8 protein-coding genes are annotated in these 13,099 nt (G+C 72.6%); 7 read left to right on the top strand and 1 reads right to left on the bottom strand.

Annotated elements, in window-relative coordinates; all coding sequences use genetic code 11:
- Positions 1 to 93 precede the first annotated feature (93 nt).
- The 3 genes from IE096_RS22150 to mfd all read left to right on the top strand — a co-directional run bounded on the left by IE096_RS22150 (position 94) and on the right by mfd (position 7,447).
- The gene (locus IE096_RS22150; RefSeq protein WP_189454432.1) at positions 94 to 882 is read left to right on the top strand and encodes an ABC transporter ATP-binding protein; all 789 of its coding nucleotides are present in this window, start codon (positions 94 to 96) and stop codon (positions 880 to 882) included.
- A complete protein-coding gene (locus IE096_RS22145; protein ID WP_189454430.1) occupies positions 879 to 3,449 on the top strand; it encodes an ABC transporter permease in 2,571 nt (856 codons plus the stop codon). The genes IE096_RS22150 and IE096_RS22145 overlap by 4 nt, the downstream gene beginning before the upstream one ends.
- A 467-nt stretch (positions 3,450 to 3,916) precedes the next feature.
- A complete protein-coding gene (gene mfd / locus IE096_RS22140; RefSeq protein ID WP_189454428.1) occupies positions 3,917 to 7,447 on the top strand; it encodes a transcription-repair coupling factor in 3,531 nt (1,176 codons plus the stop codon).
- Positions 7,448 to 7,540: 93 nt separating this feature from the next.
- Here the strand turns inward: mfd and IE096_RS22135 are convergent, their stop codons facing one another.
- Positions 7,541 to 8,995: a DUF2079 domain-containing protein gene (locus IE096_RS22135; RefSeq protein ID WP_189454426.1), complete on the bottom strand. Its 1,455-nt coding sequence runs from the start codon at positions 8,993 to 8,995 to the stop codon at positions 7,541 to 7,543.
- A 324-nt stretch (positions 8,996 to 9,319) separates the two neighbouring features.
- Here IE096_RS22135 and IE096_RS22130 point away from each other — a divergent pair, with 324 nt between their 5' ends.
- The 4 genes from IE096_RS22130 to IE096_RS22115 all read left to right on the top strand — a co-directional run bounded on the left by IE096_RS22130 (position 9,320) and on the right by IE096_RS22115 (position 12,944).
- The gene (locus IE096_RS22130) at positions 9,320 to 9,925 is read left to right on the top strand and encodes a SurA N-terminal domain-containing protein (RefSeq protein WP_189454424.1); all 606 of its coding nucleotides are present in this window, start codon (positions 9,320 to 9,322) and stop codon (positions 9,923 to 9,925) included.
- A 98-nt stretch (positions 9,926 to 10,023) separates the two neighbouring features.
- A complete protein-coding gene (locus tag IE096_RS22125; RefSeq protein WP_189454422.1) occupies positions 10,024 to 11,064 on the top strand; it encodes a nucleoside triphosphate pyrophosphohydrolase in 1,041 nt (346 codons plus the stop codon).
- Between the two features lie 75 nt (positions 11,065 to 11,139).
- Positions 11,140 to 11,571 carry a DUF6479 family protein gene (locus tag IE096_RS22120; protein ID WP_229820502.1) on the top strand — a complete coding sequence of 144 codons (432 nt, stop codon included), beginning with the start codon at positions 11,140 to 11,142 and terminating at the stop codon, positions 11,569 to 11,571.
- Between the two features lie 101 nt (positions 11,572 to 11,672).
- Positions 11,673 to 12,944 carry a cytochrome P450 family protein gene (locus tag IE096_RS22115; protein WP_189454420.1) on the top strand — a complete coding sequence of 424 codons (1,272 nt, stop codon included), beginning with the start codon at positions 11,673 to 11,675 and terminating at the stop codon, positions 12,942 to 12,944.
- The last annotated feature ends 155 nt before the right edge of the window (positions 12,945 to 13,099 follow it).

Raw genomic sequence — 13,099 nt, 5'->3', positions numbered from 1 at the left:
ACCATCGCCGCGGCCCGCGTCGGCCAGCACCCTTGAACCCGTTACAACGCCCCGCGCCGGGGCCCCCGCATGAGCTCATAGGAGAACCGCACCGTGACAACCGCTGTATCCATTCCCAAGGCCGGGGGCACCGGAGGTCGAGCGGCCGTCGCGGCGAGGGCCCGGCAGGTCGTCAAGGCGTACGGGTCCGGGGAGACCCGGGTCGTCGCCCTCGACCACGTGGACGTGGACATCGACCGTGGCCGGTTCACGGCCATCATGGGCCCGTCGGGCTCCGGCAAGTCCACGCTGATGCACTGCCTGGCCGGCCTCGACACGGTGACGTCGGGACAGATATTCATCGACGACTCCGAGATCACGGGGCTCAAGGACAAGCACCTGACGCGGCTGCGCCGGGACCGGATCGGCTTCATCTTCCAGGCGTTCAATCTCCTGCCGACGCTCAACGCCCTGGAGAACATCACGCTCCCCATGGACATCGCCGGCCGCAAGCCCGACCAGCAGTGGCTGGAGAGGGTCGTCGACACCGTCGGTCTGTCCGGGCGGCTCAAGCACCGCCCGAACCAGCTCTCCGGCGGTCAGCAGCAGCGCGTCGCCGTGGCCCGTGCCCTCGCCGCCCGGCCGGAGATCATCTTCGGTGACGAGCCCACCGGCAACCTCGACTCCCGCTCCGGCGCCGAGGTCCTCGGCTTCCTCCGCCGCTCGGTGGACGAACTGGGGCAGACCATCGTCATGGTGACCCACGACGCCGTCGCCGCCTCCTACGCGGACCGCGTCCTCTACTTGGCCGACGGCCGCATCGTCGACGAGATGCACAGCCCGACCGCCGAAGCCGTCTTCGAGCGCATGAAGCGTTTCGACGCCCGTGGGCGGGTGTCGTGACCGTCCTCAAGACCTCCCTGCGCAACGTTCTCGCGCACAAGGGACGCATGGCGCTCTCCGCCGTCGCCGTCCTGCTGTCGGTGGCGTTCGTGTGCGGCACGCTCGTCTTCACCGACACCATGAACGCCACGTTCGACAAGCTCTTCGCCTCCACCGCCTCCGACGTCAGCGTCTCCCCCAAGAAGGACGACGACGCGCAGGAGACCGGCCGGCCGGAGACCGTCCCCGCGTCCCTGGCGTCCCGCCTCACCGAGGTGACCGGTGTCGCCAAGGTCGAGCCGCAGGCCACCAGCCGGCAGATCACCGCGGCCGACGCGAAGAACAAGAGCATCAGCCCCGAGTCCGGCGCCCCCACCGTCGGCACCAACTGGGACGAGAGCCAGAAGAAGTCCGTCGACATCACCAGCGGCCACGAGCCGCACGGCCCCGGCGAGACCGTCCTGGACGCCGACACGGCCGCCAAGCACGGCCTGAAGCCGGGCGACAGGATCCGCGTGATGGCGGCGCCGGGCGACTTCTCCGTGACGATCGTCGGCATCGCCACGTACAAGACGACCAACCCGGGCGCGGCCGTCCTCTACTTCGACACCCCCACCGCCCAGGCCCGGCTGCTCGGCGGCGACAGCGCCTTCAGCGGCTACGGGCTGACCGCCGCCCCCGGCGTCAGCGACGAGCAGCTCAAGCGGAACGTCACCGCCGCCCTCGGCAAGGACGCCGCGGGCTACGCGATCCGGACCGCCGCCGAGAGCAAGGCGGAGAACAAGAAGGACATCGGCTCCGTCCTCGACGTCATGAAGTACGCGCTGCTGGGCTTCGCCGGCATCGCCGTCCTCGTGGGCGTCTTCCTCATCGTCAACACCTTCTCCATGCTCGTCGCCCAGCGCACCCGCGAGATCGGCCTGATGCGGGCCATCGGCGCCGGCCGCTCGCAGGTCCTGCGGTCCGTGCTGGTGGAAGCGGTCCTCCTCGGCGTCGTCGGCTCGGTCCTCGGCATCGGCGGCGGCATCGCCCTGGCCGTGGGGCTGATGGAGCTCATGGGCTCCACGGGCATGAACCTCGACACCTCCGAACTCACCGTCAAGGCCACCACGCCCGTCGTGGGCCTGGCCCTCGGCGTCGTCGTCACCGTGCTGGCCGCGTTCCTGCCCGCCCGGCGGGCCGGGAAGATCTCCCCGATCGCCGCCCTGCGCGACGCGGGCACCCCCGCCGACGGCAAGGCCGGCACGGTCCGGGCCGTCGTGGGACTCGTCGTCTCGGCCGCCGGCGGCGCCGCGCTGCTGGCCGCCGCGAACGCGGACACCCCCTCGGCCGGCTCGGGCCTGCTGGGGCTGGGCGTCCTCCTCACCCTCGTCGGCCTCGTGGTCGTCGGGCCGCTGCTGGCCGGCTTCGTGGTCCGCGTGCTGAGCGCCGTCGTCCTGCGGGTCTTCGGGCCCGTCGGCCGGCTCGCCGAACGCAACGCCCTGCGCAACCCGCGCCGCACCGGCGCCACCGCCTCCGCCCTGATGATCGGGCTCGCGCTGGTCGCCGCCCTGTCGGTGGTCGGCTCCTCCATGGTCGCCTCGGCCACGGACCAGCTCGACAAGTCCGTCGGCGCGGACTTCATCGTCCAGAGCGACAACGGGCCGCTGACCCCGGCCCAGAGCAAGGCCGTCCGCCGGGCCTCCGGGATCGCCCACTTCACGACCATCACCACGGTCAAGGCCAAGCTCGCCCTCCCCGACGGCACGTCCGTCACCGAAGGTCTGAACGCCTCCGAGCCCACCTACGGCGACGACCTCCGCACGGAGACCGTCCAGGGCACCTTCGCGGACGCCTGGGGCAAGGACGCCATGACCGTCCCCGAGGGCTTCGCCAAGGACCACGGGATCAAGCTCGGCGACCGGCTGACCGTCACCATGACCGGCGCCCGCGAGGCCCGCCTCCAGGTCAAGGCCATCACCTCCGACGACACCAGCATCAACAAGGGCGGCATGTTCATCGGCCTCGACACCGCCCGGCAGTACCTGCCGGCGGACAGGATGCCGCTGGACATGCTGATCCTCGCCAAGGCCACCGACGGCCACGCGAAGGACGCGGCCGCCTCCCTCAAGGCCGCCGTCGCCGACTACCCGCAGATCAAGGTCCGCGACCAGGCCGACTACAAGAAGCTCATCCAGGACCAGGTCGGCCAGCTCCTCAACATGATCTACGGCCTGCTGGCCCTCGCGATCATCGTCGCCGTCCTGGGCGTCGTGAACACCCTCGCCCTGTCGGTCGTCGAACGCACCCGCGAGATCGGCCTGCTGCGCGCCATCGGCTTCTCCCGCCGCCAGCTGCGCCGCATGATCCGCCTGGAGTCGGTGGTCATCGCCCTCTTCGGTGCCCTCCTCGGCCTGGGCCTGGGCATGGCCTGGGGCACCACCTCCCAGCGACTCCTGGCCACGCAGGGCCTGGGCGTGCTGGACATCCCCTGGCCGACGATCACCACGGTCTTCCTCGGCTCGGCGGTCGTGGGCCTGCTCTCCGCGCTCATCCCGGCGTTCCGGGCGGGGCGGATGAACGTCCTGCGGGCGATCGCGACGGATTAGCCAGGCTGCCACCCGCAGGGGAACGACGGCCCGGACGCGCCACGGGGGTGCGAGTCCGGGCCGTTCGCCGTTCGCCGTCGCGGCGGGGTGGGGTGCCCCGGTCCCGCCCCTTCCCGTTTCCTGGGGGCAAGCCCCCAGCCCCCAGCCCCCCGAACCGGGGCGGGCTCGGGGGCACCCCGCCCCCGGAAACCCGCCACCCTCCCTGGGGTCGGGGGCGCAGCCCCCGGAAACGGTGAAAGGGCGGGACCGGGGCATCCCCCCGCCGCGACGGCGAGCAGCCCCCCGCCGGGGGGCCCGGCGGTGCCGGAACCGCCCCCGCCGGGGGGCCCGGCGGTGCCGGAACCGCCCCCGCCCGGGACGCCCGGCGCCTGTCGGTGCCCCGTCGTAGGCTGGAAGCCCCCGGCACAGGCCCGCACAGCCCGCGTCGGGCTAGTCGCGTTGTCCACCCCCGGGACGGGATGCACTTCATGAGCCTGCACGGTCTGCTCGACGCCGTCGTCAACGATCCGGCGCTCGCCGAGGCGGTGAAGGCCGCGGGCGACGGCAACCGGCCGCACGTCGACCTGGTCGGCCCGCCCGCCGCGCGTCCCTTCACGATCGCCGCGCTCGCCCGGAACGCGGGACGACCCGTGCTCGCCGTGACCGCCACCGGCCGGGAGGCCGAGGACCTCGCGGCGGCGCTGCGCTCGCTCCTCCCGGCGGACGCCGTCGTCGAGTACCCCGCGTGGGAGACGCTGCCGCACGAGCGGCTGTCCCCCCGCTCGGACACCGTCGGCCGCCGCCTCGCCGTGCTGCGCCGCCTCGCGCACCCGAGCGGGGACGACCCGGCCGCCGGGCCCGTCAGCGTCGTCGTCGCGCCCATCCGCTCCGTGCTGCAGCCGCAGGTCAAGGGGCTGGGCGATCTGGAGCCCGTCAGCCTGCGCAGCGGCCAGGGCGCCGACCTCGAAGAGGTCGTGGACGCCCTCGCCGCCGCCGCGTACGCCCGCGTCGAACTGGTCGAGAAGCGCGGCGAGTTCGCCGTGCGCGGCGGCATCCTCGACGTGTTCCCGCCGACCGAGGAACACCCCCTGCGCGTCGAGTTCTGGGGCGACGACGTCGAGGAGATCCGCTACTTCAAGGTGGCCGACCAGCGCTCCCTGGAGGTCTCCGAGCACGGCCTGTGGGCCCCGCCCTGCCGTGAGCTGCTGCTGACCGACGACGTCCGCGAGCGGGCCGCCGCCCTCGCCGAGGAACACCCCGAGCTCGGCGAGCTCCTCGGGAAGATCGCCGAGGGGATCGCGGTCGAGGGCATGGAGTCCCTCGCGCCCGTCCTCGTCGACGACATGGAACTCCTCCTGGACGTGCTGCCGGCCGGCGCGATGGCCGTGGTCTGCGACCCCGAGCGGGTCCGCACCAGGGCCGCCGACCTGGTGGCCACCTCCCAGGAGTTCCTCCAGGCGTCGTGGGCCGCCACCGCCGGCGGCGGCGAGGCCCCCATCGACGTGAACGCCGCGTCCCTGTGGAGCATCGCCGACGTCCGCGACCGGGCCCGGGAGCTCGGCATGATGTGGTGGTCGGTCAGCCCCTTCGCCGCCGGCGAGGACCTGGACGGCGACACCCTCACGCTCGGCATGCACGCCCCCGAGACCTACCGCGGCGACACCGCCCGCGCCCTGGCCGACACCAAGGGCTGGGTCGCCGACGGCTGGCGGACGGTCTTCCTCACCGAGGGCCACGGCCCCGCCTCCCGCACCGCAGAGGTGCTGGCGGGCGAGGGCATCCCCGCCCGCCTCGACGCGGACCTGCCGGAGCTGACGCCCTCCGTCGTCCACGTCTCCTGCGCGAGCCTCGACAGCGGCTTCGTCGACCCCGCCCTGAAGGTCGCGGTGCTCACCGAGGCCGACCTCACCGGCCAGAAGTCCGCCAGCAAGGACCTGGGCCGGATGCCGGTCCGCCGCCGCAAGACCATCGACCCGCTGACCCTCCAGGCCGGCGACTACATCGTCCACGAGCAGCACGGCGTCGGCCGCTACCTGGAGATGGTCCAGCGCACCGTCCAGGGCGCCACCCGCGAGTACCTGCTCGTCGAGTACGCCCCCGCCAAGCGCGGCCAGCCCGGCGACCGCCTCTACATCCCCACCGACCAGCTGGAGCAGGTCACCAAGTACGTGGGCGGCGAGGCCCCCACCCTCCACCGGCTGGGCGGCGCCGACTGGACGAAGACCAAGGCGCGCGCCAAGAAGGCCGTCAAGGAGATCGCCGCCGACCTCATCAAGCTCTACTCGGCCCGGATGGCCGCCCCCGGCCACTCCTTCGCGCCGGACACCCCCTGGCAGCGCGAGCTGGAGGACGCCTTCCCCTACGCGGAGACGCCCGACCAGCTCACCACCATCGCCGAGGTCAAGGAGGACATGGAGAAGTCCGTCCCCATGGACCGCCTGGTCTGCGGCGACGTCGGCTACGGCAAGACCGAGATCGCGGTCCGCGCGGCCTTCAAGGCCGTGCAGGACGGCAAACAGGTGGCCGTGCTCGTGCCCACCACCCTCCTCGTCCAGCAGCACTTCGGGACGTTCTCCGAGCGCTACTCCCAGTTCCCGGTGTCCGTGAAGGCGCTGTCCCGCTTCCAGACGGACACCGAGGCCAAGGCCGTGCTGGAGGGCCTGCGCGAGGGCTCGGTCGACGTCGTCATCGGCACCCACCGCCTGTTCTCGTCCGAGACGAAGTTCAAGGACCTGGGCCTGGTCATCGTCGACGAGGAGCAGCGCTTCGGCGTCGAGCACAAGGAGCAGCTGAAGAAGCTGCGCGCCAACGTCGACGTGCTGACGATGTCCGCCACGCCCATCCCGCGCACCCTGGAGATGGCGGTCACAGGCATCCGCGAGATGTCCACGATCACCACCCCGCCGGAGGAGCGCCACCCGGTGCTGACGTTCGTGGGGCCGTACGACCAGAAGCAGATCGGCGCCGCGATCCGGCGCGAGCTGCTCCGCGAGGGCCAGGTCTTCTACATCCACAACCGGGTGGAGTCCATCGACCGGGCCGCCGCGCGGCTGCGCGAGATCGTGCCGGAGGCGCGGATCGCCACGGCGCACGGCCAGATGGGCGAGAGCCAGCTGGAGCAGGTCGTCGTCGACTTCTGGGAGAAGAAGTTCGACGTGCTGGTCTCGACGACGATCGTCGAGTCGGGCATCGACATCTCCAACGCCAACACCCTCATCGTCGAGCGCGGCGACAACTTCGGCCTGTCGCAGCTGCACCAGCTGCGCGGCCGGGTGGGCCGCAGCCGCGAGCGCGGCTACGCCTACTTCCTCTACCCGCCGGAGAAGCCGCTCACCGAGACGGCGCACGAGCGGCTGGCCACCATCGCCCAGCACACGGAGATGGGCGCGGGCATGTACGTCGCCATGAAGGACCTGGAGATCCGCGGCGCGGGCAATCTCCTGGGCGGCGAGCAGTCCGGCCACATCGCGGGCGTCGGCTTCGACCTGTACATCCGGATGGTCGGCGAGGCCGTGGCCGACTACCGGGCGTCGGTCGAGGGCGGCGGGGAGGAGGCGGAGGCGCCGCTCGAGGTGAAGATCGAGCTGCCGGTCGACGCGCACGTCCCGCACGACTACGCGCCGGGCGAGCGGCTGCGCCTCCAGGCGTACCGGGCCATCGCCTCGGCCAACTCCGAGGAGGACATCAAGGCGGTCCGCGAGGAGCTCACCGACCGCTACGGCAAGCTGCCGGAGCCCGTGGAGAACCTGCTGCTGGTCGCCGGGCTGCGGATGCTCGCCCGTGCCTGCGGGGTCTCCGACATCACCCTCCAGGGCTCCAACGTGCGCTTCGGCCCGGTGGAGCTGCGCGAGTCGCAGGAGCTGAGGCTCAAGCGGCTCCACCCGCGCACGGTGATGAAGCCGGCCACCCAGCAGATCCTGGTGCCGCGCCCGGCGACCCGCCCCATCGGCGGCAAGCCGCTCGTCGGCCGCGAGCTCCTCGCGTGGACGGGCGAGTTCCTCACGACGATCCTGGGCTGAGGCCCCAAAAGGGGCGCCCCAAAGGGGGCGCCCCGTAAGGGGCGCGGGGAACTGCGCGCCCAGCCACGACGCACCCGCAGGTGACGTACCGGTCTACCCGACGTGCCGCAGAACGGCGAAGCCGCTCTCCGTGCCGAGCACGGCGAACGCGGCCCCCGGATGCCGGGTCCGCGCGTCCTGGACCAAGTCGTTCGCGGTCCTGCCGTCGCCGACGCGCAGCGCGATGTAGTCGGGGACGATGCCCTGGGTGCCGCCTATCCAGAAGACCCGGCAGCGGTGGACGAGCCGGCTTATGGGGGTGATGTCGGCCTCGACGGTGGCGTTGTCGGGGATCCGGTCGAAGAGGCGTTCCGTGGCCTTGACGCTCTCGGGTATCCGGTAGGTGTCCGGCATGGTCAGGGAGTACAGCGGCAGGGACGCGGTGAGCGCGAGGGCGGCGGCGAGGACGGCCGCGGGCAGCTGGTGGGCGTAGCGGCGCAGCCACGGCCGGCCGGTGGCGCGCGCCTTGGCGAGCGCGTCGGTGAGGGCGATGAAGACGATGGGCATCAGGACGGCGCTGTAGTGCCAGTCGGTGCCCCAGAAGTGGTCGTCGTGGGAGACGAACCGCCAGCCGAGGGTGGGCAGGGCGACGAGCAGCACCGGTGAGCGCAGGGCCAGCAGCCCGGTGGTGGGCAGCAGGGTCCACGCCAGGGTGCGCACGGCGGTGTCGAAGGGGATGGTGGGGGCGGGCCCGGCGTCGCCGCTGAGCTTGTTCCAGTAGTCGTAGGAACCGCTGCTGTTGAAGCCGGGGATGATCACGCCGAGGGCGAGGGCGGTGGCCGCGAGCCCGAAGGTGACCAGTCCGGTGGCCAGGGCCGTGGCCCGGGGGTCGCGGCCCGTGCCGCGCAGCCGGACGATGATCACCGCGCCGATGGTCGCGATCGTGACGCCGAGGTCCTCCTTGACCAGGACCAGGGGCGCGGCCCAGAGCACCGCGGCCGTCCACCGCCGGCGGACCAGCGCCTCCAGGGAGAAGGCCAGCAGCGGCATGGCGAAGGCGATCTCGTGGAAGTCGAAGTCGACGGCGCGCTGGACTCCCCAGGACAGGCCGTAGGCGATGCCGATGGCGAGGCCCCGGCCGCGGCCGAGGAGGTGGGCGGCGAGCCGGGTGACGGGCACGGCCGACAGCGCGAACAGCGCGGCCTGGACCACGAGCAGGGTGATGGGCGTGGGGAAGACGCGGTAGAGCGGGGCGATCAGCGCGGTGACGGGGCTGAAGTGGTCGCCGAGGATGTTGGTGCCGGGGCCCTTGAGGTCGGCTATCGGCGCCCGGAAGTGGGCGTAGGCGCGTATCGCCTGCTCGAAGATGCCCAGGTCCCAGGACATGGTGAGCATCCGCAGATGACGGCTGACCGACAGGATGGTGTAGAGGACGAACAGGACGGCGCCCAGCCAGTAGGGGTCCAGTCCCGGTGCGCGCAGCCGGGCGGACAGGGGGCGGCGGCCGGCTGGTGCGGCCTCGGCCGGGCTGTGGCCTGCTGCCGACACGTCGGCGGTGGCCGAGTCCATGGGCGGTCCTCTCTCTTCCTGCTCGTCAACGGGGCCTTCGGGCCCCTTGGCCGGCTTCAGCCGGGTTTCTTGCGGTCCGTGCGCTCCGCTGGTCTTGAAGTATGCGTCCTCGGCGGCGGGCGTCACGATGCCGTCGCGCGCCGGGATCGTTCGCGCATCCCGGCGGACCGCGAATCGTTGGCCGAATCAGTGGCTCGGGCCACGCGGACTGCCTACCATCGATCAACGCCAGGCCGATGGACCGCACGTCGCGGGGTCCGCCCCGCCCCTGCTCAACGCCCCTGCCCACGTATGCCGCACGATCTTTCGTCGCCGGGAGGCTTCATGATCCGCCGCAGGACAGCGCTCTCCGTCTCCGCCGCCGGGCTGCTCGCCGCCGCGCCCCTGCTCACCGGCTGCGGATCCACTCCGCACCCCGGTGCCGCCGCCGTGGTGGGCAAGGACCGGATCACGGTCGCCCAGCTCCAGAGCCAGGTGGAGGACGTGCGGGAGGCGCAACGGTCCGCGCCGCAGGGGCGGCAGCTGCTGGCGAGCAGCGCCCGGCTCAGCCAGGACACCCTGGTGCGGCTGATCCAGTACCGGGTCATCGAGGCCGCCGGCCGGGACAACGGCGTCGACGTCACCCGGCGGGAGCTCCAGGAGCGCCGGGAGGAGGTCGAGAAGCTGCTCGGTGGCGCGGCGGCGGTCGACAGCCGGTTCCTCGCGGCGGGGATCGCCCCCGACCAGGTCGACCAGGAGCTGTCGGCCGGGCTCGTCCGGGCCAAGCTGGAGAAGAAGCTCGGCCAGGCCCGCACCGTCGACACGCTGATGAAGACGTCCGAGGCCCTGCGCGTCGACGTCAATCCGCGCTACGGCACGTGGGACGCCAAGCGCGGCACGGCCCGGCCCGTCCAGGAGCCCTGGCTGCGCGCAGCTGAACAGCCGGCCTGAGGCCCCGTAAGGGGCGCGGGGAACTGCGCGACCAGCCACGACGCACCCGCAGCTGACTGACGTACCGGGCTTCCAGCGGAGCGCCTAGGCTCGGCCGTGTGACTGACCGCCGTGCGAATGATCCCGCGAACGCCCCCGCCGACGCCCCCGCCGACGCCCCCGGGGGCGACCCCCTCGGCCGTATCGTCCTGCTGACCACCAGCCATCGGGTCGCCCCCGGTCTGCTGTCCTGGCCGGCGTGGCAGACGCTGCGCGCCGCCGACCGGGTGCTGTGCGCCGACGCCGGCCACCCCCAGCTGCCGTATCTGGGGGAGGCCGGCGTCGTGGTCGAGCACGCGGCGCCGACGGCGCGGGAGCTCGTCGACTACTGCGCGGCGGGCGGGCGCACCGTCGTGGTGCTCACCTCCGCCGAGGGCGAGTCGGCCCTCACCGACGGCCTGGCCCGGCTGGCCGGCTCCGGCCGGGAGTCGATGCCGGCGCTGGAGCTGCTCCCCGGCTCGTACGACCTGCCCGGCGCCCGGCTGCTCGACCTGGTGCAGGTGATGGACCGGATCCGGGTGTCCTGCCCGTGGACGGGGATCCGCACCCACGAGGACCTGGCGAAGTACGGGCTGGAGGAGATGTACGAGCTCCTGGAGGCCATCGAGACCGGTGACAGGGAGGCGCTCCGGGAGGAGCTGGGCGACGTCCTGCTCCAGGTCGTCTTCCACGCCCGGATCGCCCAGGACGACCCGGACGAGCCGTTCTCCGTCGACGACGTCGCCGCCGGGATCGTCGACAAGCTCATCCACCGCCACCCGCACGTCTTCGGGGAGGAGTCCGCCGAGACGCCGGAGGAGGTCAAGGCGCACTGGATGCGGACGAAGGCCGACGAGAAGCGCCGGGAGTCGGTCACCGAGGGCGTGCCGCTGGGCCAGCCGGCCCTGGCGCTGGCCGCGAAGCTGGCCTCCCGGGCCCGCCACGAGGGGCTGGCGGTGGCCCTGCCGGAGGGGGAGGGCGTCGGCTACGAGCTGCTGGCCCTGGCGGTACGGGCGGAGGCGGCGGGCGTCGAGCCGGAGACCGCCCTGCGGGCCGCCGCGCGGACGTACCGTGACGCGATCCGGGCCGCCGAGGAGGCCCGGGGCGGGGCCCCGGAGTAGCGCGGACGGGGCGCTCGCTCACCCGTTCGGCTCAGTGGCGGTCTTGAGGGGGCGGCCGACGGGTACCCGAGTCCCATGCGTACCGTTCCCATGGACTTCGCCGCTCCCCCTCAGCTCGGCGGGATCGCCCCCTTCATCGTGGGGCTCTTCGTCGTCGCCATCCTGATCGGCGCCATCGTCGTCGGCCGGAGGGTCCGCGACCGGGAGCCCCCGCCGCCGAGCCAGCCGCAGCGCCGCCAGGGCGCCTGGCAGACCCGGGAGGAGTACGAACGGGGGCCCACCTCGCCGAACCACGGCCCCGGGCACGCCCACGACGAGGAGGCGGTCGGGTACATCACGGAGCACCACGAGCCGGACGAGCTGCACCCGGAGGCCGACGGGGAGCGTGTCCTTCCGCATGAGATGAAGAACCCGCCCGCCCACCCCGAGGAGCTCTCCGAGGAGCGGAAGAAATGGGACCCCGGCAGCAGCGGCGCCTTCGGCAGCGGCGGCAGTGGCCACCACTAGACGGCGCCGGGCTGGACGGCGCCCGGCTGGACGGTGCCCGGCTGGACGGTGCCCGGCGGCCAGGTGGCGCCCGGGTGGCGCCGGGTAGGTAGCGTCGGGGCGTGCACGAGAATCACACGCCCCCCGCCCCACCGCTCTTCACCTGGGAGTTCGCCTCCGACCCCTACCCGGCGTACGCCTGGCTGCGCGAGCACGCCCCCGTGCACCGCACGGAGCTGCCCAGCGGCGTCGAGGCATGGCTGGTCACCCGCTACGCCGACGCCCGGCAGGCGCTCGCCGACCAGCGGCTGTCGAAGAACCCCGTGCACCACTCCGAGACCGCCCACGGCAAGGGCAAGGTCGGCATCCCCGGCGAGCGCAGCGCCAATCTGATGACGCACCTGCTCAACATCGACCCGCCGGACCACACCCGGCTGCGCCGGCTGGTGTCCAAGGCGTTCACCCCGCGCCGGGTCGCCGAGTTCGCCCCCCGCGTCCAGGAGCTCACCGACCAGCTCATCGACGCCATTCTCGACAAACCCGGCGCCGAGAAGGGGAAGGCCGACCTCATCCACGAGTTCGCCTTTCCCCTCCCCATCTACGCCATCTGCGACATGCTCGGCGTCCCGCGAGAGGACCAGGACGACTTCCGGGACTGGGCGGGCATGATGATCCGCCACGGCGGCGGGCCGCGCGGCGGAGTGGCCCGCTCGGTGAAGAAGATGCGGACGTACCTCGCGGAGCTCATCCACCGCAAGCGCGAGGACCTCGGCGAGGACCTCATCTCCGGTCTGATCCGGGCGAGCGACCACGGCGAGCACCTCACCGAGAACGAGGCCGCGGCCATGGCCTTCATCCTCTTGTTCGCCGGTTTTGAAACAACTGTGAACCTGATCGGTAACGGAACCTACGCGCTGCTGCGCCACCCGGAGCAGCGCGCCCGGCTCCAGCGGGCCCTCGCCGAGGGCGACGAGAGCCTCCTCGCCACGGGCGTCGAGGAGCTGCTGCGCTACGACGGCCCGGTGGAGCTCGCCACCTGGCGGTTCGCCACCCAGGACCTGGTCCTGGGCGGGCAGCGCATCGCCGAGGGCGATCCCGTGCTGGTCGTCCTGGCCGCCGCCGACCGGGATCCGGAGCGTTTCGCCGACCCCGACACCCTGGATCTGTCCCGGCGCGACAACCAGCACCTGGGCTACGGGCACGGCATCCACTACTGTCTCGGCGCGCCCCTCGCCCGCCTCGAAGGACAGGCCGCGATCGCCACGCTGCTGCGCCGGCTGCCCGATCTGTCCCTCGCCGCCGAACCCGAGGACCTGCGCTGGCGCGGCGGTCTGATCATGCGTGGATTGCGTACTTTGCCCGTGGAGTTCACGCCCAAAAGCCGCGCGGTGTGACGCCCGGTCAAAACGGTGGTTATCGGCGCGTGACCTCCGCTACACCGGCTTGTGACTCGCGGAAGCCCTCGCTATGGTCTGCGACCAATCGAAAGCCGCCTACGCGAGAGGCCCGCCCATGCTCTCAGGATCCGGTAGACATCGCCGTCCCCGTC

Source organism: Streptomyces abikoensis (assembly GCF_014648775.1).
Taxonomy (GTDB): Bacteria; Actinomycetota; Actinomycetes; order Streptomycetales; family Streptomycetaceae; genus Streptomyces; species Streptomyces abikoensis.
Note: the sequence above shows the minus strand (reverse complement) of the source record. Positions and strands in the feature narration are given on the sequence as shown.